Raw genomic sequence first — 17725 nt, forward strand, 5'->3', positions numbered from 1 at the left:
TGGTCCCATGAACGCACTCGCGCTGATCCCCGACAGCGGCCTCGCCACCGCCGCCACCGAACTCGTCCGCGACACCACGAGCGAGCTGATCTACGACCACTCCCGCCGCGTCTACCTCTTCGGCGCCCTCCAGGGCCGCGCCCGCGGCCTCGCCTTCGACGCCGAACTGCTCTACGTCGGCGCGATGTTCCACGACCTCGGCCTCGGCGAGAAGCACCGGGGGAGCGGCCGCCGCTTCGAGGTCGACGGCGCCGAGGAGGCCGCCGCGTTCCTCCGCGCCCACGGCGCCGACGAGGACGCCGTCCGCCGGGTCTGGACCGCCATCGCCCTCCACACCACCCCCGGCGTGCCGGAGTTCATGGAGCCCGAGGTCGCGCTCGTCACGGCCGGCGTCGAGTACGACGTCCTCGGCATCGGCTACGACGACCCCGCCGCCGTCAGCCCCGGCGACCGGGCCGCGATCGTCGCCGCCCACCCCCGCCCCGACTTCAAGCGCCGCATCCTGGAGGCCTTCGCCGACGGCATCGCCCCCAAGCCGGAGACCACCTTCGGCAACGTCAAGGCCGACGTCCTGCGCCACTACGCCCCCGGCTTCGTCCCCGGCGACTTCGTGACCACCATCCGCGACTCGTCCTGGCCCGAGTGAGAGACTGGCCGGGACCCAAAGGCGGCAGGACCCAGGAAGCCGGTGCGAATCCGGCACGGTCCCGCCACTGTGACCGCCTCCCCCGGGGAGGCGGAAGCCAGGAACTGACCTGCCGCCTTCTCACCACCGATCGGGGACGTGGAAATCCCCGGAGGAGGCCCGTTCCGCCGTGTCCTGGCGTCGCCCGCTGCTGTCCGCAGCCGTCCTGATCCCGCTGCTCGCCGCCTGCTCGGCCGCCCCCGAGGCCGCCGCGCCACCCGCGAAGCCCGCCGCCGGATTCCCGTACACCGTCACCAACTGCGGTGTGCCGCACACCTACCAGGCCCCGCCCCGGCGTGCGGTCACCATGAACCAGCACGTCACCGAGATCATGCTCGCGCTCGGCCTGGAGAAGTCGCTCGTCGGCACCGCCTACCTCGACGACGCGATCCTCCCCGCGTACGCCAAGGCGTACGGCACCGTGCCCGTCCTCGCGAAGGAGTACCCCTCCAAGGAAGCCCTCCTCGCGGCGAACCCCGACTTCGTGTACGGCGGTTACTCCTCCGCCTTCTCCGCGAAGGACGGCCGGAGCCGCGACGACCTGGCGCGCTCCGGCATCGCGACCCGCCTCAACACCGAGTACTGCCCCACCGGTTCGCCCACCGTCGACGACCTCTACCGCGAAGTCCGTGAGACGGGCCGGACGTTCGGCGTCGCCGACCGCGCCGAGACCTGGATCCGGCAGGCCCGCGCCACCGTCGCCGCCACGGAGAAGCGGCTCGACGGCACCCGGCCCGTCTCCGTCTTCGTCTACGACAGCGGCGACAAGACCGCCTTCACCGCCGGCGGCAAGGGCATCGGCAACGACCTCGTCACCCGCGCCGGCGGCCGGAACGTCTTCGCCGACCTCGACAAGGCCTTCGGCGACGCCACCTGGGAACAGGTCGTCGACCGCCGCCCGGACGTCATCGTCATCTACGACTACGGGTCCACCACCGTCGAACAGAAGAAGAAGCGACTCCTCGACGACCCCGCCCTCAAGGACGTCCCCGCGATCCGGAACCACCGTTTCGCCGTGCTGCCGCTCTCCGACACCGTCCTCGGCGTCCGCGTCCCCGCCGCCGTCGACAAGCTGGCCGCCCAGCTCCACCCCGCCCGGTGAGCACCGCCCTCCGCCCGGCCGCGACCCCCGTACGCACCGCACCCCCCGGCCGCGGCCCCGCGCACCCCGGCCGGTACGCCCTCGTCGTCACCGGACTCGTCCTCGCCCTCGCCGCCGCCGCGCTCGCCTCCCTCGCGCTCGGCTCCGTCCGCGTCCCGCCCGGCCACGTCCTCGACGCCCTGACCGGGCGGGCGGCCCCCTCGCCGCACCGCACGATCGTGCTCGACGTACGACTGCCCCGCGTCCTCCTCGGCATCGTCGTCGGCGCCGGACTCGCCGTCGTCGGCGCCGTCCTCCAGGCCCTCGTCCGCAACCGGCTCGCCGACCCCTTCCTCCTCGGGATCTCCTCCGGAGCCTCCGCCGGCGCCGTCCTCGTCCTGGTCCTCGGCATCGGCGGAGGGGTCACCACCACCCTCGCCCTGCCCGCAGGAGCCTTCGCCGGCGCCCTGCTCGCACTCGTCCTCGTCTACGGGCTCGCGCGCCGCGGCGGGACCATGACCGGCGCCCGCCTCCTCCTCGCCGGCGTCGCCGTCTCGTACATCCTCTCCGCCCTCGCCACCCTGCTCCTCGTCGTCGCCGGACGCCCCGAACAGTTCCAGGAAGCCATGTACTGGTCCCTCGGCGGCCTCGGCAGCGCCCGCTGGGACACCCTCGCCCTGCCCGCCGCCGTCCTCGCCCTCGGCGTCGCCGCCCTCCTCACCCTCGCCCGCCCCCTCGACCTGCTCCTCACCGGCGAGGAGGGCGCCACCGTCCTCGGCCTCGACACCGCCCGCTTCCGCGCCGCCGTCTTCGTGCTCGCCTCCCTCGTCACCGCCGTCATGGTCGCGGCCAGCGGAGCCGTCGGCTTCGTCGGCCTGATGGCGCCGCACGCCGCCCGCCTCGCCGTCGGCGCCCCCCACCGCCGCCTCCTGCCGGTCGCCGCGCTCGGCGGCGCGCTCGCCCTCGTCCTCGCCGACCTCGGCGCCCGGACCGTCGCCGCACCCCAGGACATCCCCGTCGGCGTCCTCACCGCCCTCACCGGCGGCCCCTTCCTCCTCTGGCTGATGCGCCGCCGCCCCGAAGGAACACCCCTGTGACCGCGCCGCACCGCCCGGAAGGACCACGCCCGTGACCGAGCTCCGCCTGCGCGGACTCTCGTACGAGGACCGCCTCCGCTCCGTCGACCTCACCGTCGGCCCCGGCGAGACCGTCGGCCTCATCGGCCCCAACGGCAGCGGCAAGACCACCCTCCTGCGCTGCGTCTACGGCACCCTCGCCCCCACCTCGGGCCGCGCCACGCTCGACGGCGACGACCTCCGCGCCCTCGGCCCCAAGGCCCGCGCCCGCCGCGTCGCCACCGTCCCGCAGGACGCCGCCGCCGAGTTCGAACTCACCGCCCGCGAACTCGTCGCCCTCGGCCGCTCCCCGCACAAGCGGTTCTGGGAGGGCGACACGGACGCCGACCGGGAGCACACGGCGGCCGCCCTCGCCCGCGTCGGCCTCACGGACCTCGCCGACCGCCCGTACCCCACCCTCTCCGGCGGCGAACGCCAACGCGCCCTCGTCGCCCGCGCCCTGGTCCAGGACCCGGCCCTCCTCGTCCTCGACGAACCCACCAACCACCTGGACATCCGCCACCAGCTCGACGTCCTCGGCCTCGTCCGCACCCTGGGCACCACCAACCTGCTCGCCCTCCACGACCTCAACCTCGCCGGGGCGTACTGCGACCGCCTCTACGTCCTCGAACGCGGCCGGATCGTCACCGGCGGCACCCCCGCCGAGGTCCTCACCCCCGCCCTCCTCGACGCCGTCTACGGGGTGGACGCCGAGGTCATCCCGCACCCCAGGACCGGCAGCCCGACCGTCGTCTACCTGCACAGTCCGCCAGGCGGTCAGGAAGCATCCACCATGTGAGATCACATTCCGGAACCCGGACCGGGAATCGATACGATGAGCCCATGGTTTCCCACGACGTGAGCGAAGAGACTCCGGGCACAGTCATGCTCGTAGGCCGCCTGCACGTCGACCTGTGCCGCCTCGCCAGCGCGATGTGTACGACCCGCGCCGCGTTCTGAACGACCGCCGAACGACCGGCCGAGCGCACCTCACCGCACGACCCCTCCGCGCGGGGCCCCAGCAGCGCGCCCACCACGCCACTTCCGACAGGAGCCCACGCCATGGCCATCGAGGTCCGCATCCCGACCATCCTCCGCACCTACACCGACGGCGAGAAGGCCGTCGAGGGCAGCGGTGACACCCTCGCCGAGCTCTTCGCCGACCTGGAGTCCCGCCACAACGGGATCGAGGCCCGCATCGTCGACGCCGGCAAGCTCCGCCGCTTCGTCAACGTCTACCTGAACGACGAGGACGTCCGCTTCCTCGACGGCATCGACACCAAGCTCACCGACGGCGACAGCGTCACGATCCTGCCGGCCGTCGCCGGCGGCATGGTCTGATCCACATGCGCTACGACTCCTCGCTGGCCGCGGTCGGCAACACGCCGCTGGTCCGCCTCCCCCGGCTCTCGCCCTCGGACGACGTCCGCATCTGGGCGAAGCTGGAGGACCGCAACCCGACCGGCTCGGTCAAGGACCGCCCCGCGCTCCACATGATCGAGCAGGCGGAGAAGGACGGCCGGCTCACCCCCGGCTGCACCATCCTGGAGCCGACCAGCGGCAACACCGGCATCTCCCTCGCCATGGCCGCCAAGCTCAAGGGCTACCGCATCGTCTGCGTCATGCCCGAGAACACCAGCGAGGAGCGTCGTCAGCTGCTCGCCATGTGGGGCGCGGAGATCATCTCGTCCCCCGCGGCGGGCGGCTCCAACACGGCGGTACGCGTCGCCAAGGAGCTCTCCGCCGAGAACCCGTCCTGGGTGATGCTGTACCAGTACGGCAACCCGGACAACGCGGGCGCCCACTACGCCACCACCGGGCCCGAGATCCTCGCCGACCTCCCCTCCATCACCCACTTCGTCGCCGGCCTCGGCACGACGGGCACGCTGATGGGCGTCGGCCGCTACCTCCGCGAGCACAAGCCCGACGTCAAGATCGTCGCCGCCGAGCCGCGCTACGACGACCTCGTCTACGGCCTCCGCAACCTCGACGAGGGCTTCGTCCCCGAGCTCTACGACGCCTCCGTCCTCACCACCCGCTTCTCCGTCGGCTCCGCCGACGCCGTCACCCGCACCCGCGAACTCCTCCAGCAGGAGGGAATCTTCGCCGGCGTCTCCACCGGCGCCGCCCTCCACGCGGCCATCGGCGTCGGCAACAAGGCCCTCAAGGCCGGCGAGTCCGCCGACATCGCCTTCGTCGTCGCCGACGGCGGCTGGAAGTACCTCTCGACCGGCCTCTACACCGCGGCCACCACCGAAGAAGCCATCAAAACGGTCCAGGGCCAGCTCTGGGCGTAGGCCCCGCTCCGGGCAGTCGTCCGCCGGGCGCGGAACGGGTGGGCACACCGGACGGCGCGCCGGTCGCGCCCAGGCCCCTGGCGCCTCCACCGGCGCGGTGAGTCGCTAACGCGCCAAGTGGCGGACCTGGTCCCAGAGGACCGGGTCCGCCTGTCCCGCTCTCCGCCGGAAATCCCCCACGGGAACCTCCCGCAGCTCGTCCGTCTCCAGGAAGCTCGGCCGCCCCTGCGCGTCCCCCACCGCCCCCGGCGGCAGCGCGATCACCCCGGGCCGCTCGTCGTGGTACTTGCTGGTGATCTTCGCGACGAGCGCGCTGTCCCCCCGTACCGACAGCACCAGACAGGGCCGGTCCTTCGACCCGGGACCGTCCTCGAAGGGCACGTCCGCCCACCAGATCTCGGCCGCCCGCGGCGCCCGCCCCGGAGCCCGCCGGGGTCCCTCGGGCCGCGCCTGCGGACGGGCCGGCGGACGCGTCCGCCCCGACGGTCCCCGGCGCGGGGGCCGCGACGACCGCTTCCATCCGCCGGCGAGCGCCACCACCAGTGCGATCACCACGACCGCGACCAGCGCGGGCCACCACGACGTGTCCATACCTCAAGAAGGTACCGGCGCACGGTTCACTTCGCCGTAGCGGCCCGCCATCCATCCGAACCGGTGACAGAGCCCGTGAGTTCGCCCACAACGGGCCACCACGAAGGAGCGACAGGCCCGGGTGCGCCTTACGCTCGACAGATCGCACAGCCTCCCCCCTCCCTCAGCGCGCTTTCCGTACCCGTCCACGGAGGTTCACGCTCCATGAAGCTCACCGTCGTCGGTTGCTCCGGGTCGTTCCCGTCCGCGGATTCGGCCTGTTCGAGCTACCTCGTCGAGGCCGACGGCTTCCGGTTGCTCCTCGACATGGGCAACGGCGCCCTGGGCGAGCTGCAACGACACATCGGTCTGTACGACCTCGACGCGATCTTCCTCAGCCATCTGCACGCGGACCACTGCATCGACATGTGCGGGTACTTCGTCGCCCGCTACTACCGGCACGAGGGCGGACGCTGCGACGCGCTCCCCGTCTACGCGCCGGAGGGCGCCGAGCAGCGGCTGACCACGGCGTACGCCGACACCCCGTCCGCCACGTCGATGAGCGAGGTCTTCGACTTCCGCACGCTGAAGTCGGGCAGCTTCGAGATCGGCCCGTTCTCCGTCCGTACGGAGAAGGTCTGCCACCCGGTCGAGGCGTACGGCATCCGGATCGAGCACGGCGGCCGCTCGCTCACCTACTCCGGCGACACCGGCGTCTGCGAAGCCCTCCACGACCTCGCCGACGGCACCGACCTCTTCCTCTGCGAGGCCTCCTTCACCCACGGCAAGGAGGACATCCCCGCCCTCCACCTCAACGGCCGCGAGGCCGGCGCCGAGGCGACCCGCGCCCGCGTCGGCCGCCTCGTCCTCACCCACATCCCCCCGTGGACCGACGGCGAGCAGAACCTGGCGGACGCCCGCGCGCTCTACCGGGGCCCGTCGGAGCTGGCCAGGCCGGGCGCGGTGTACGAGGTCTGAGTACGGAAAAGGGGAAGGCCCCGGAACCTGTGGGTTCCGGGGCCTTCCCCTTTCGTACGGGCGAGGATCACGCCTTGGTGAGGTCCTCGAGCTCCTCGTCGGACTCGCGGCCCGGGGTGGGGAGGTTGAACTTGGTGATCGCGAAGCGGAAGACCACGTAGTAGATCGCCGCGAACACGAGACCGATCGGGATGATCAGCCACGGCTTGGTCGCGAGGTTCCAGTTGAGCAGGTAGTCGATGCCGCCGGCGGAGAAGGTGAAGCCCGCGTGGACACCGAACGCCCAGGTGACGGCCATCGAGACGGCGGTCAGGACCGCGTGGATCGCGTAGAGGACCGGCGCGATGAACATGAAGGTGAACTCGATCGGCTCGGTGATACCGGTGACGAAGGAGGTCAGCGCGAGGGACACCATCATGCCCATGACGGCCTTGCGGCGCTCCGGGCGAGCGGCGTGGGCGATGGCGATGGCGGCGGCCGGCAGGCCGAACATCATGATCGGGAAGAAGCCCGACATGAAGATTCCGGCGCTCGGGTCACCGGCGAAGAAGCGGTTGAGGTCACCGTGGACGACCTCGCCGGCCGCGTTGGTGAAGTCGCCGATCTGGAACCAGGAGACGGTGTTCACGAACTGGTGCATGCCGACCGGGATCAGCGCGCGGTTGATGAGGCCGAAGAGGCCGGCGCCACCGGCGCCGAGGCCGGTCATCCACTCGCCGAAGTTGGAGATGCCCTCGCCGATGGGCTCCCAGACCAGACCGAACACGACGCCGACGGCGGTGCCGACGAAGGCCATGATGATCGGGACGAGACGGCGGCCGTTGAAGAAGCCGAGCCAGTCGACCAGCTTGGTGCGGTGGAACCGCTGCCACAGGACGGCGGAGAGCAGGCCCATCAGGATGCCGCCGAGGACGCCCGGGTTGTTGAACGTCGCGGCGACGTCGACACCCTTGTTGGCGGTCGTGTTGACCACGGCCTCGGTGATGGGGAAGGCCTTCAGCACGTTGCTGTAGACCAGGAAGCCGACGAGCGCGGCCAGGGCGGTGGAGCCGTCCGCCTTCTTGGCGAAGCCGATGGCGACACCGATGCAGAAGAGCAGGGGCAGGTTGTCGAAGACCGCGCCGCCGGCGGTGGCGAAGACGGAAGCGACCTTGCCCCAGCCGAGGCCGTCGGCGCCGAAGACGTCGGGCTGGCCGAGACGGAGCAAGATACCCGCGGCCGGCAGAACGGCGATCGGCAGCTGCAGGCTGCGACCGACCTTCTGCAGGCCCTGGAACAGGCCGGATCCGCGCTTCTTCGCGGGAGCGGCGGCCTGGGCGGTGGCCGTACTCATCAACTTCCTCCAGTAAGGCAAGGCGCCGCCAGGGAATGAACACGGGGGGAGGCGACGTCTCGTGGAACGCGGTGGTCTGGACCGCGTGGTCTACACCAATGAGTGGTGTAGACCAGTTTTAGCACGTGAGACTTAGATAAGGAACCTGCGAATTTTGTGGGCTCGGCCATAGCCTGAAATGCACGACATAAGGCCCCCGGACGGTGAGGTCCGAGGGCCTTCAGCGGGGCTTACGAGGGGGACGGAAGCCCCGAAACGGTCAGGTTCTGCAGGGTGACCGCAGCGCTACTTGACGTTCTCCCGCTCCATCTCGTCTCCGACCTCGTCCGGCTCGCGACCGGGCGTCTGGAGGTCGAACTTGGTGATCGCGAACCGGAAGATCGCGTAGTACACGACCGCGAACCCGAGACCGATGGGAATGATCAGCCATGGCTTCGTCGCGAGGTTCCAGTTGATCACGTAGTCGATCAGGCCGGCCGAGAAGCTGAAGCCGTCCTTCACGCCGAACGCCCACGTCACCGCCATCGAGACACCCGTCAGCACCGCGTGGACCGCGTACAGCAGCGGCGCGATGAAGAGGAACGAGTACTCCAGCGGCTCCGTGATGCCCGTGACGAACGAGGTCAGCGCCACGGACAGCATCAGACCGCCCACCTCCTTGCGGCGATGCGGCTTCGCGCAGTGGGTGATCGCCAGCGCCGCCGCGGGCAGCGCGAACATCATGATCGGGAAGAAGCCCGTCAGGAACTGACCGGCGTTCGGGTCGCCCGCCAGGAACATCGGGATGTCGCCGTGGACCACCGAGCCGTCCGGCTTCTCGTACGTCCCGAACTGGAACCAGATCGGCACGTTCAGGAACTGGTGCAGGCCGATGACGAGCAGCGCCCGGTTCGCCACACCGAAGATGCCCGAACCCCAGGCGCCGAGACCGACCAGCCAGTCGCTGAAGTTCTCCAGGGCGTCACCGATCGGCGGCCAGATCCACAGGCAGATCGCGGCGAACGCGATCGCCACGAACGTCATGATGATCGGGACGAGACGGCGGCCGTTGAAGAAGCCCAGCCAGTCGACCAGCTTCGTCCGGTGGTAGCGCTGCCACAGGTACGCGGTGAGCAGGCCCATCACGATGCCGCCGAACACGCCGGGGTTCTGGTACGTGTAGCCCGCGAAGGAGTCGTCGGGAGCGAGGCAGCCGCCGCCGATGTCCTGCGTACCCGTGGGGCAGTCCTTCGGGAACTGGCGCAGGACGTTGTAGTAGACGAGGAAGCCGACGACGGCCGCGAGCGCGGTCGAGCCGTCCGCCTTCTTCGCCATGCCGATCGCGACACCGATGCAGAAGAGGATCGGCAGACCCAGGCTGCCGTCGAGAAGCGCGCCACCCGCGCCGGCCATCACCTTGGCGACGTCGTCCCAGCCGAGACCGTCGGCGCCGAACACGTCCGGCTGCCCGAGCCGGTTGATGATGCCCGCCGCCGGCAGGACGGCGATGGGGAGCTGGAGGCTGCGGCCCATCTTCTGCAGTCCCTGGAAGAGCCCGCCCCACACGGGCTTCTTCGGCTGGGCCGCGGCGCTTTCGGTACTCATCGGCGTCCTCCCTGCCCGGAACAAGCCGGGTCCGCGTCTCGTTGCACACTGGTGTAGACCAGTTGCGATAGGCTCCGAGGACCCACTGAGGACAGGCCGCCGGTGATCGTCATCATTCGGCAGAACGGCGGCACTCGCTCGCGAAGTTGGGCCAACCGTGGGTTACCGTGACAAAGCGGACCGCAGGTGCGCCGAGATTCGCCATCGCGCGAACAGAACGGACAGGGAGAAACACATGGCCAGCAAGGCTGAGAAGATCATCGCCGGGCTCGGCGGCATCGACAACATCGAAGAAGTCGAAGGCTGCATCACCCGCCTGCGCACCGAAGTCGTCGACGCCGCCCTCGTCGACGAAGCCGCCCTGAAGGCCGCCGGCGCCCACGGCGTCGTGAAGATGGGCACCGCCATCCAGGTCGTCATCGGCACCGACGCCGACCCGATCGCCGCGGAGATCGAAGACCTCATGTGAGCGTGAGTCGTCCGCTCACTTCCTGACCGAGGGCCCGTTCCGGCAGGGGAACGGGCCCTCCGTCATGTCCCGCTACGCTCGTCCCATGTCTCGTATCGACGGCCGTACCCCCGAACAGCTCCGCCCCGTCACCATCGACCGCGGATGGAGCAAGCACGCCGAGGGCTCCGTCCTCATCTCCTTCGGCGACACCAAGGTCTTCTGCACCGCCTCCGTCACCGAAGGCGTCCCCCGCTGGCGCAAGGGCAGCGGCGAAGGCTGGGTCACCGGCGAGTACTCCATGCTCCCCCGCGCCACCAACACCCGCGGCGACCGCGAGTCCGTCCGCGGCAAGATCGGCGGCCGCACCCACGAGATCTCCCGCCTCATCGGCCGCTCCCTGCGCGCCGTCATCGACTACAAGGCCCTCGGCGAGAACACGATCGTCCTCGACTGCGACGTCCTCCAGGCCGACGGCGGCACCCGCACCGCCGCCATCACCGGCGCCTACGTCGCCCTCGCCGACGCCGTCGCCTGGGCCCAGGGCAAGAAGCTCGTCAAGGCCGGCCGCAAGCCCCTCACCGGCACCGTCGCCGCCGTCTCCGTCGGCATCGTCGACGGCGTCCCCCTCCTCGACCTCTGCTACGAGGAGGACGTCCGCGCCGACACCGACATGAACGTCGTCTGCACCGGCGACGGCCGCTTCGTCGAGGTCCAGGGCACCGCCGAGGCCGAGCCCTTCGACCGCAAGGAACTCAACGCCCTCCTCGACCTCGCCTCCGGCGGCTGCGCCGAACTCGCCGAGATCCAGCGCAAGGCCCTCGAAGGAACCCTCTGACGCCTGCCTGCGTCCTGACGGGCATCGGGCGCACGGAACGTACCCGGTACGATCCGTGCGCCCGCACGACTGTCATGTACAGGGGAGGACCCGTCTTGAAGCGCCGTCTCGCACTCGCCGTGGCCACGGCCGCCGCACTCACCACCGTCCTGAGTGGCTGCGGAGCCCTCGACACCGCCATGGACTGCGTCAAGACCGCCGACGCGATAGCGACGTCCGTGCAGAACCTCCAGCAGGCCGTCTCCAACGCGTCCAACGACGCCACGCAGATCGAGGAGTCCCTCAACTCGATCTCCACCGAGCTCGGCAACCTCAAGAACACCACCGACAACGCCGACCTCTCCAAGGCCGTCGACGACCTCACCAAGGGCGTCGACACCGTCCGCGCCGCCGTCAAGAACGGCGACACCACCCCGGACATCACCCCGATCACGGACGCCGCCGGCGAGGTGGCCAAGGTCTGCACCCCGGGATAATCGGGGCATGACCCGACAGCGACTGATCCTCGCCACCCGCAACGCGGGCAAGATCACGGAACTCCACGCGATCCTCGCCGACGCAGGCCTCGACCTCGAACTCGTCGGCGCGGACGCGTACCCCGACGTCCCCGACGTCAAGGAGACCGGCGTCACCTTCGCCGAGAACGCCCTCCTCAAAGCCCACGCCCTCGCCCAGGCCACCGGCCACCCCGCCGTCGCCGACGACTCCGGCCTCTGCGTCGACGTCCTCAACGGCGCCCCCGGCATCTTCTCCGCCCGCTGGGCCGGCACCCACGGCGACGACAAGGCCAACCTGAACCTGCTCCTCGCCCAGCTCTCGGACATCGACGACACCCACCGCGGCGCCCACTTCGCCTGCGCCGCCGCCCTCGCCCTCCCCGACGGCACCGAACGCGTCGTCGAAGGCACCATGCCCGGCACCCTCCGCCACACCCCGGCCGGCACCAACGGCTTCGGCTACGACCCGATCCTCCAGCCGGAGGGCCACGAGGTCACCTGCGCCGAACTGACCCCCGCTCAGAAAAACGCCATCAGCCACCGAGGCCAGGCCTTCCGCGCCCTGGTACCGGTGGTGAAGGAACTGCTGGGCTGAGCCCCGGCATGCGAACGGCCTGCGCATCGATCCTTCGATTCGCAGGCCGTCTCTGTGCGGCGGAAGGGATTCGAACCCTCAAGCCCGATCAAGGGCCACAGATCCTAAGTCTGCTGCGTCGCCGTTGCGCCACCGCCGCTCAGTCGCCTGTCATCGTACCGGGCGCCGCCCCGGCACCACGTCGAGGTGGTCGCATGGCAGTTGGGGCACAGCAGCCTGAGGTTCTCGCGACGGTCGTCGCCCCAATCGCCGTTGATGTGGTCGACCTCCAGGGTCATGGGCTTCCCCAACCACTCGGGGCCGACACCGCACCCGGAGCACTCGTCGGCCACACCGACTTCGCGCAGTGCGCGGCGCAGCCTCTTGGTGGTGGTCCGACGCCTCTTGTCGTGCCGTACCAGAACGTCTTCCGCGCGCTTGGCGGTCGCACTCGGCCTGCCGCGCTGGTGTGCCTGACCCAGGAAGTGAGCGGTCGACAAACCGTCTTCCGCGATCCACCTCCGTAGATTCGCACGCTGCGAGCCGTTGTCGGTTCGGCCCAGACGACGCAGGGCCATCCTCACGGAGGTCGACTCCGCGACCGCCTCCCGCAGATCATGCGAACTCGGTCGGGCGAGGCGCCCGAAGGGTGGGAAGTGCGAGACGTCGACGCCGTAGTGGGCGAACCGCCGCATGAGATAGCGGGGGAGGGTGTCGTACGGCTCCGCCCCGAGGAAGGCGATGGCCTCGTCGATGTCGGCGCACCGCGCGGCCGCATCGGCCAGGCGGTCGCGGGTGTAGCGCGTGCCGCTCGTCATCGCGTGCGCCCCTTCCCGCGTCCCCGGTAGGTGTCTGTCGTGGAGTGACAGTTGGGGCAGAGCAGGCGCAGATTCTCGATCCGGTTGTTCCGCCAGTTGCCGTCGATATGGTCCACCTCGAGCGGGAGCGGCGCGTCCCGCCACGCTCCCTCGTTCCCGCACCCTGCGCACCGGTCCGCGACGCCGCACTCCAGCATCGCGCGCTTGAGGCGGTCGCTGGGCAGACGCCCGGCGTGGGGCGACTCGTTCTGGACCAGTACTTCCGCGGGTGAGCGGCGCCGTTGGTTGAACCGCATGTTCTCCGTGCGGACCGAGGCGGTGAAGTGTGAGGTGTCGATGCCGAACGCCTTGATGCGTCGACCGATGTGCGCGTGCTGCCCGCCCACGACCTCCACCCCCAGCCGACGCAGCACTTCGCACAGGCTCGTGGAAGCGGCCACCGCGTCCTCCAGTACCTCCCTCGTCCACCGCACCCCCTCCCGCTCGAAGTGCGACGTGTCGACCCCCAGCTTGCGCATGCGGTCGTGCAGATAGCGCCGGGATCCGCTCCGTGGGTCCACCCCGAGTCGCTCCAGGGCCTGCGTCAGCGTTCGCGCCCCTCGCGCCGCTGATTCCAGCCGGTCTTTCGTGTAGGTGCTCGTTCCCATCGAGTTCCCTCCCCAGTGCGGATCTCGTACGGAGTAACGAGCCGGGTATCGGACGGTCACGTCATATCGCGTGCGTGTCGCGTGCGGGAAACGGAACGGCCCGCACCGCCCTGGTGGGGGTGCGGGCCGTGCTCGTGGGGGCGGGGTCAGATGCCCAGGTCGCGGATGATCTTGGCGACGTGGCCGGTGGCCTTGACGTTGTAGAAGGCGTGCTCGATCTTGCCGTCTTCGTCGACGACGACGGTGGAGCGGATGACGCCCGTGACGACCTTGCCGTAGAGCTTCTTCTCGCCGAAGGCGCCGTAGGCCTCCAGGGTGGTCTTGTCGGGGTCGCCGACGAGGGTGACCTTGAGGTTCTCCTTCTCGCGGAACTTGGCGAGCTTCTCCGGCTTGTCGGGGGAGACGCCGATGACGTCGTAGCCGGCGGCGGCGAGGACGTCGAGGTTGTCGGTGAAGTCGCAGGCCTGCTTGGTGCAGCCGGGGGTGAGGGCGGCGGGGTAGAAGTAGACGATGACCTTGCGGCCCTTGTGGTCCGCGAGGGAGACCTCGTTGCCGTCCGCGTCGGGAAGGGTGAAGGCGGGGGCGGTGTCGCCGGGCTGCAGTCGCTCGCTCATGGCTGGCTCTCCTCGGAGTGTTCGCGTACGCGTTCAGAGCCTAATGGGGGTCTGGCGCGCCCCCTCGGCGCCGGAACTGACAGACTGGCCGTAATCGACTGGATACACGACTACGGAGGCAGCGCGGTGCCGGACGTCAGGACCCCTGCGCAGATCGAGGCGGACATCGTCCGCCGGCGCGAGCAGCTCGCCGTCACTCTCGACGAGATCGGTATTCGGGTGCACCCGCAGACGATCATCGGGGACGCGAAGGCCAAGGTCGCCTCGTCGGTCGACCAGACCGTGGGCCGCGCGTTCGTCGCGGTCAACCGGGTCGTGTCGGACGTGAAGGCGCGTTTCACCCACGAGGACGGCGCGATCCGCCTGGACCGGGTCGTTCCGGTGGCGGCGCTGGCGACCGCGGCGGTCGTGGGGATGCTCGTGGCGTCCTCGCGGAAGGGCCGGGGATGACTCCTCCCGGCTACGGGCGACACGCCCGGGCAGGTAGGTTCGGTCCGTGAGCGAGAACACGCACGACAAGCTGCCCATCCGGATGCTGCACGACCGGGTCCTGGTCCGCACCGACTCTCCGGAGGGGGAGCGGCGCTCCGGCGGCGGCATCCTCATTCCGGCCACCGCCGCGGTGGGCCGTCGGCTGTCCTGGGCCGAGGTGGTCGCGGTCGGCCAGAACGTCCGTACGGTCGAGATCGGCGACCGGGTGCTCTACGACCCGGAGGACCGCGCCGAGGTCGAGGTGCGGGGCATCGCGTACGTCCTGATGCGGGAGCGGGACCTGCACGCGGTGGCCGCGGACCGGTTCCAGGGCGCTTCGGACTCGACCGGTCTCTATCTGTAGGACGTGCGCTTCCGGGCCCTGGTGACGACTGTCACCAGGGCCTTTGCGTGTTCTTTGCTAGCCTGGTGGTACCCGACGAGACGCGCCGTACCGGGACAGGACAAGACGACGCACTCCTGTTGTTCCGTCTCGCGGAGGTGTCGTCGTCATGGCCTGGGTTCTTCTCGTCGTCGCGGGTCTGCTCGAGGTCGGCTGGTCGATCGGCATGAAGTACACCGACGGCTTCACCCGGCTGTGGCCCAGTGTGTTCACGGGCGCGGGGATCGTCGCTTCGATGCTGCTGCTGTCGCAGGCGGCCAAGACGCTGCCGATCGGCACGGCGTACGGCGTGTGGGTCGGCATCGGCGCGGCCGGTGCGGCGGTGCTCGGCATGGTGGTGCTCGGTGAGCCGGCGACCGCCGCCCGGATCTTCTTCGTCTGTCTGCTGCTGGTCGCCGTGGTGGGTCTGAAGGCGACCTCGGGTCACTGACCCCGGACGTCGGTGCGTGGAGGGCGGGGGCTGCGTGACGCGGCTCCCGGTCCCGCCTCGCCCGTCACGTACACCTCGTCCGTCACGTTCGCTTTGTCCGTCCCGTCAGTCCTGTCCGTCCCCTCCGTTCCCTCCGTCTTCTCCGTCCTCTCCGTCCCGTCAGTCCCGTCCGCCCTGTCCGTCCCGTCGGTCGCGTCCGGCAGGGGCGGTACGGCCGGCCTCTCCTCCGCTCCGGGCATCAGCCGGAGGTCGAAGTCCCTGGGTGCGGTGCCGGCCAGCGCGTTCCGGGTGAACTGGCCCCAGATCGCGGCGGGCGGTCCGCCTCCGTTGACGCGGGGCATTCCGAGGGCGCCGTAGAGGGGTTCCTGGTGGCCCGATTCGGGGTCCTGGCCCATGAGGGCGACGACGGTGGCGAGTTCGGGCGTGTAGCCGGCGAACCAGGCGGCCTTGTCGTCCTCGGCGGTGCCGGTCTTGCCCGCGGCGGGGCGTCCGGCGGCCTGGGCGGCCGTGCCGGTGCCGGTCTCGATGACGCTGCGGAGGATGGACGTGGTCGTGTCGGCGGCCTCCCGGCTGACGGCCTGCCGGGCCGTCCCGCCCGGCAGGGCGACCTCCCGGCCGCCCCGGGTGAGGTCGGAGACGAGGGTGTACGTGCCGTGCCGGCCGTGCGCGGCGAGGGTCGCGTACGCCGCCGCCATGTCGAGGACGCTGGCGGTGGCGGGGCCGAGGGCGATGGAGGGGGAGGCGGTGAGGTCGGGGGTGGAGCGGGGCAGGCCGAGGGCGATGGCGGTCCGCCGGACGTGCGCGGGGCCGACGTCCACGGCCATCTGGGCGTACACGGCGTTGACGGACAGGTCGGTGGCGGCGCCGACGGCGATCTCCCCGTAGCTGGCGTCGTCCTCGTTGGCAGGGTCGTACAGCGTGCCGTTCCAGCCCTCCACCGGGCGCCGGTTGGTGCCGTCGTAGAGGGTGTACGGGGTGATGGGCAGGCCCTGCTGGGTCTGGGCGCCGCTCTGGATGGCCGCGGTGAAGACGAACGGCTTGAAGGTGGAGCCGACCTGGTAGTCGCGGCGGGTGGCGTTGTTGACGTACTGCTGGGTGTAGTCGATGCCGCCGTAGAGGGCGAGGACCCTGCCGGTCGCCGGGTCGACGGCGGCGGCTCCGACGCGGACGTAGCGGTCGGCGGGCGCGCGGGCGGGGTCGAGCCGGGACACGACCTGGTCCTCGACGGCCTGCACGAGGGCGTCCTGCTTGGCCGGTTCCAGGGTGGTGGTGATGCGGAAGCCGCCGCCGGCGAGGGTCTTCTCGTCGACGATCCCGTGGTCGGTCAGGTACTCCTCGACGGCTTGGACGAGGTAGCCGCGCTGGCCGGAGAGGGCGGTGGCGGGACGGGCGGTCTGGGGGGCGGGGAAGCGGGCCGCGGCGCGGGTGGCGGGGTCGAGCCAGCCTTCGCCGACCATGCCGTCGAGGACGTAGTGCCAGCGGGCGACGGCGGTGGCCCGGTTCTCGGGGTGGGTGGTGACGTCGTAGGCGCTGGGGGCCTTGAGGAGGGAGGCGAGGTAGGCGCCTTCGGCGGTGTCGAGGCGTTCGACGTCCTTGCCGTAGTAGGCGCGGGCGGCGGCTTGGACGCCGTAGGCGTTCCGGCCGAAGTAGCTGGTGTTGAGGTAGCCCTCGAGGATCTCGTCCTTGCTCTTCTCGCGGCCGAGCTTGATCGAGATGAAGAACTCCTTGGCCTTGCGGGTGAGGGTCTGCTCCTGGCCGAGGTAGTAGTTCTTCACGTACTGCTGGGTGATGGTGGAGCCGGACTGGCGGCCCTTGCCGGTGACGGTGTTCCAGGCGGCGCGGAGCATGGCCTTGGGGTCGACGGCGCGCGAGGTGTGGAAGTCGCGGTCCTCGGCGGCGAGGACGGCCTGCCGGACGGTGAGCGGCACCTGGTCGAGGCGGACGTTCTCCCGGTTGACCTCGCCGTCGCGGGCGAGGGGGCTGCCGTCGCGGTAGAGGTAGACGTTGGACTGGGCGACGGCGGCGGCGTTGGCGGGCGGGATCTCCACCAGGAGGTAGCCGGCGACGAACGCGCCGGCGAGCAGCAGCGTGCCCAGGAGGAGCAGCCCGAAGAGGGTCCGCAGGACGCGGCGGACGCCGCCGCGGCGGCGGGGGCGTCGTCCCGGCCGCTCGTCCGGTCGCGGGGTGGGGAGGGTGGGGTCCCTCGGTTCCCAGTGTGCTTCCCGGCCCGGGCGGGATGGCCGGGGGGTGTCGCTCGTACCTGAGGAAGGGGACATGGCATCACATATTGCACGGAATGCGACGAAACTCCCGAACGCGACCCGATCCTGACGTGAAATCCG

At 70.7% G+C, this 17725-nt stretch carries 22 protein-coding genes, 1 tRNA gene and 2 riboswitches; of the genes, 15 read left to right on the forward strand and 8 right to left on the reverse strand.

Translation table 11 applies throughout. The features are described 5' to 3' along the window. The first annotated feature begins 7 nt into the window (after window positions 1-7). The 7 genes from MRBLMG1_RS13400 (at window position 8) to MRBLMG1_RS13430 (ending at window position 5178) form a co-directional block, all read left to right on the forward strand. Window positions 8-646, forward strand: a complete 639-nt coding sequence (locus MRBLMG1_RS13400) for an HD domain-containing protein (protein WP_367823967.1) — start codon at window positions 8-10, stop codon at window positions 644-646. Beyond that, a riboswitch (cobalamin riboswitch) is annotated at window positions 639-773 on the forward strand. Its footprint overlaps the gene before it by 8 nt. Window positions 774-815: 42 nt before the next feature. Further along, window positions 816-1787, forward strand: a complete 972-nt coding sequence (locus tag MRBLMG1_RS13405) for an ABC transporter substrate-binding protein (protein ID WP_367823969.1) — start codon at window positions 816-818, stop codon at window positions 1785-1787. Then, window positions 1784-2863, forward strand: coding sequence for a FecCD family ABC transporter permease (locus MRBLMG1_RS13410; protein WP_367823971.1), 1080 nt, complete (start codon window positions 1784-1786; stop codon window positions 2861-2863). The genes MRBLMG1_RS13405 and MRBLMG1_RS13410 overlap by 4 nt, the downstream gene beginning before the upstream one ends. 31 nt (window positions 2864-2894) lie before the next feature. Continuing rightward, window positions 2895-3680 (forward strand): ABC transporter ATP-binding protein, encoded by a 786-nt coding sequence (locus MRBLMG1_RS13415; protein WP_367823973.1) that lies wholly within the window; start codon window positions 2895-2897, stop codon window positions 3678-3680. A gap of 44 nt (window positions 3681-3724) precedes the next feature. Continuing rightward, window positions 3725-3841, forward strand: coding sequence for a putative leader peptide (locus MRBLMG1_RS13420; RefSeq protein ID WP_017237079.1), 117 nt, complete (start codon window positions 3725-3727; stop codon window positions 3839-3841). 102 nt (window positions 3842-3943) lie between these two features. Continuing rightward, on the forward strand, window positions 3944-4222 hold the full coding sequence (locus MRBLMG1_RS13425; protein WP_367823976.1) for a MoaD/ThiS family protein: 279 nt from the start codon (window positions 3944-3946) through the stop codon (window positions 4220-4222). 5 nt (window positions 4223-4227) lie between these two features. Next, window positions 4228-5178, forward strand: a complete 951-nt coding sequence (locus MRBLMG1_RS13430; protein WP_367823978.1) for a PLP-dependent cysteine synthase family protein — start codon at window positions 4228-4230, stop codon at window positions 5176-5178. A gap of 105 nt (window positions 5179-5283) precedes the next feature. Here MRBLMG1_RS13430 and MRBLMG1_RS13435 read toward each other — a convergent pair whose 3' ends face one another. Further along, a complete protein-coding gene (locus MRBLMG1_RS13435) occupies window positions 5284-5769 on the reverse strand; it encodes a type II toxin-antitoxin system PemK/MazF family toxin (RefSeq protein WP_367823980.1) in 486 nt (161 codons plus the stop codon). A 204-nt stretch (window positions 5770-5973) separates the two neighbouring features. Between MRBLMG1_RS13435 and MRBLMG1_RS13440 the strand changes: the two genes are divergently transcribed. Beyond that, on the forward strand, window positions 5974-6726 hold the full coding sequence (locus MRBLMG1_RS13440; protein WP_367823982.1) for an MBL fold metallo-hydrolase: 753 nt from the start codon (window positions 5974-5976) through the stop codon (window positions 6724-6726). 67 nt (window positions 6727-6793) lie between these two features. Here the strand turns inward: MRBLMG1_RS13440 and MRBLMG1_RS13445 are convergent, their stop codons facing one another. Together MRBLMG1_RS13445 and MRBLMG1_RS13450 are read right to left on the reverse strand one after the other, a co-directional pair. Further along, complete coding sequence (locus MRBLMG1_RS13445) at window positions 6794-8059, reverse strand: PTS transporter subunit EIIC (RefSeq protein WP_367823984.1); 1266 nt, start codon at window positions 8057-8059, stop codon at window positions 6794-6796. 285 nt (window positions 8060-8344) lie between these two features. After that, a complete protein-coding gene (locus MRBLMG1_RS13450; protein WP_367823986.1) occupies window positions 8345-9643 on the reverse strand; it encodes a PTS transporter subunit EIIC in 1299 nt (432 codons plus the stop codon). A 196-nt stretch (window positions 9644-9839) separates the two neighbouring features. Here MRBLMG1_RS13450 and MRBLMG1_RS13455 point away from each other — a divergent pair, with 196 nt between their 5' ends. The 4 genes from MRBLMG1_RS13455 to rdgB all read left to right on the forward strand — a co-directional run bounded on the left by MRBLMG1_RS13455 (window position 9840) and on the right by rdgB (window position 12021). Next, window positions 9840-10112 carry a glucose PTS transporter subunit EIIB gene (locus MRBLMG1_RS13455; protein WP_367824150.1) on the forward strand — a complete coding sequence of 91 codons (273 nt, stop codon included), beginning with the start codon at window positions 9840-9842 and terminating at the stop codon, window positions 10110-10112. Between the two features lie 85 nt (window positions 10113-10197). Continuing rightward, window positions 10198-10929, forward strand: coding sequence for a ribonuclease PH (gene rph / locus MRBLMG1_RS13460; RefSeq protein ID WP_189829816.1), 732 nt, complete (start codon window positions 10198-10200; stop codon window positions 10927-10929). Between the two features lie 74 nt (window positions 10930-11003). Then, window positions 11004-11405 carry a hypothetical protein gene (locus MRBLMG1_RS13465; protein ID WP_367823988.1) on the forward strand — a complete coding sequence of 134 codons (402 nt, stop codon included), beginning with the start codon at window positions 11004-11006 and terminating at the stop codon, window positions 11403-11405. 7 nt (window positions 11406-11412) lie between these two features. Beyond that, a complete protein-coding gene (gene rdgB, locus MRBLMG1_RS13470; protein WP_367823990.1) occupies window positions 11413-12021 on the forward strand; it encodes an RdgB/HAM1 family non-canonical purine NTP pyrophosphatase in 609 nt (202 codons plus the stop codon). Window positions 12022-12076: 55 nt separating this feature from the next. Here rdgB and MRBLMG1_RS13475 read toward each other — a convergent pair. The 4 genes from MRBLMG1_RS13475 to bcp form a co-directional block, all read right to left on the reverse strand. Further along, a tRNA-Leu gene (locus MRBLMG1_RS13475) sits at window positions 12077-12160 on the reverse strand. Continuing rightward, a complete protein-coding gene (locus MRBLMG1_RS13480) occupies window positions 12126-12818 on the reverse strand; it encodes an HNH endonuclease (RefSeq protein WP_367823992.1) in 693 nt (230 codons plus the stop codon). The genes MRBLMG1_RS13475 and MRBLMG1_RS13480 overlap by 35 nt, the downstream gene beginning before the upstream one ends. Further along, window positions 12815-13465 (reverse strand): HNH endonuclease, encoded by a 651-nt coding sequence (locus MRBLMG1_RS13485; RefSeq protein WP_367823994.1) that lies wholly within the window; start codon window positions 13463-13465, stop codon window positions 12815-12817. Before MRBLMG1_RS13485 ends, MRBLMG1_RS13480 begins: the two co-directional genes overlap by 4 nt. Window positions 13466-13611: 146 nt before the next feature. Continuing rightward, entirely contained in the window at window positions 13612-14079 is a 468-nt protein-coding gene (gene bcp / locus MRBLMG1_RS13490) for a thioredoxin-dependent thiol peroxidase (protein WP_367823996.1), read from the reverse strand. 126 nt (window positions 14080-14205) lie between these two features. Between bcp and MRBLMG1_RS13495 the strand changes: the two genes are divergently transcribed. From MRBLMG1_RS13495 to MRBLMG1_RS13505, 3 genes are all read left to right on the forward strand, one after another. Next, on the forward strand, window positions 14206-14529 hold the full coding sequence (locus tag MRBLMG1_RS13495) for a DUF3618 domain-containing protein (RefSeq protein ID WP_367823998.1): 324 nt from the start codon (window positions 14206-14208) through the stop codon (window positions 14527-14529). Between the two features lie 46 nt (window positions 14530-14575). Beyond that, entirely contained in the window at window positions 14576-14914 is a 339-nt protein-coding gene (locus MRBLMG1_RS13500) for a GroES family chaperonin (protein WP_367824000.1), read from the forward strand. Between the two features lie 50 nt (window positions 14915-14964). Next, a riboswitch (guanidine-III (ykkC-III) riboswitch) is annotated at window positions 14965-15029 on the forward strand. Window positions 15030-15062: 33 nt separating this feature from the next. Further along, on the forward strand, window positions 15063-15383 hold the full coding sequence (locus MRBLMG1_RS13505; protein WP_015033851.1) for a DMT family transporter: 321 nt from the start codon (window positions 15063-15065) through the stop codon (window positions 15381-15383). On the opposite strand, the gene MRBLMG1_RS13510 is transcribed toward MRBLMG1_RS13505, so the two are convergent. Beyond that, the gene (locus MRBLMG1_RS13510) at window positions 15377-17659 is read right to left on the reverse strand and encodes a transglycosylase domain-containing protein (protein WP_367824002.1); all 2283 of its coding nucleotides are present in this window, start codon (window positions 17657-17659) and stop codon (window positions 15377-15379) included. The two genes, MRBLMG1_RS13505 and MRBLMG1_RS13510, sit on opposite strands and share 7 nt — an antisense overlap. Between the last annotated feature and the right edge of the window lie 66 nt (window positions 17660-17725).

Source organism: Streptomyces sp. LMG1-1-1.1, from assembly GCF_040815545.1.
Classification (GTDB): Bacteria; Actinomycetota; Actinomycetes; order Streptomycetales; family Streptomycetaceae; genus Streptomyces.

Excerpts from the sequence above, each read along its gene's own strand:
- MRBLMG1_RS13430 (WP_367823978.1), top strand. The coding sequence starts at position 4,228 with ATGCGCTACGACTCCTCGCTGGCCGCGGTCGGCAACACGCCGCTGGTC.
- MRBLMG1_RS13450 (WP_367823986.1), bottom strand. The coding sequence starts at position 9,643 with ATGAGTACCGAAAGCGCCGCGGCCCAGCCGAAGAAGCCCGTGTGGGGC.
- rdgB (WP_367823990.1), top strand. The coding sequence starts at position 11,413 with ATGACCCGACAGCGACTGATCCTCGCCACCCGCAACGCGGGCAAGATC.
- MRBLMG1_RS13510 (WP_367824002.1), bottom strand. The coding sequence starts at position 17,659 with ATGTCCCCTTCCTCAGGTACGAGCGACACCCCCCGGCCATCCCGCCCG.
- MRBLMG1_RS13465 (WP_367823988.1), top strand. The coding sequence starts at position 11,004 with ATGTACAGGGGAGGACCCGTCTTGAAGCGCCGTCTCGCACTCGCCGTG.
- MRBLMG1_RS13435 (WP_367823980.1), bottom strand. The coding sequence starts at position 5,769 with ATGGACACGTCGTGGTGGCCCGCGCTGGTCGCGGTCGTGGTGATCGCA.
- bcp (WP_367823996.1), bottom strand. The coding sequence starts at position 14,079 with ATGAGCGAGCGACTGCAGCCCGGCGACACCGCCCCCGCCTTCACCCTT.
- MRBLMG1_RS13480 (WP_367823992.1), bottom strand. The coding sequence starts at position 12,818 with ATGACGAGCGGCACGCGCTACACCCGCGACCGCCTGGCCGATGCGGCC.
- MRBLMG1_RS13485 (WP_367823994.1), bottom strand. The coding sequence starts at position 13,465 with ATGGGAACGAGCACCTACACGAAAGACCGGCTGGAATCAGCGGCGCGA.
- MRBLMG1_RS13505 (WP_015033851.1), top strand. The coding sequence starts at position 15,063 with ATGGCCTGGGTTCTTCTCGTCGTCGCGGGTCTGCTCGAGGTCGGCTGG.
- MRBLMG1_RS13425 (WP_367823976.1), top strand. The coding sequence starts at position 3,944 with ATGGCCATCGAGGTCCGCATCCCGACCATCCTCCGCACCTACACCGAC.
- MRBLMG1_RS13445 (WP_367823984.1), bottom strand. The coding sequence starts at position 8,059 with ATGAGTACGGCCACCGCCCAGGCCGCCGCTCCCGCGAAGAAGCGCGGA.
- MRBLMG1_RS13420 (WP_017237079.1), top strand. The coding sequence starts at position 3,725 with ATGGTTTCCCACGACGTGAGCGAAGAGACTCCGGGCACAGTCATGCTC.
- rph (WP_189829816.1), top strand. The coding sequence starts at position 10,198 with ATGTCTCGTATCGACGGCCGTACCCCCGAACAGCTCCGCCCCGTCACC.
- MRBLMG1_RS13440 (WP_367823982.1), top strand. The coding sequence starts at position 5,974 with ATGAAGCTCACCGTCGTCGGTTGCTCCGGGTCGTTCCCGTCCGCGGAT.
- MRBLMG1_RS13400 (WP_367823967.1), top strand. The coding sequence starts at position 8 with ATGAACGCACTCGCGCTGATCCCCGACAGCGGCCTCGCCACCGCCGCC.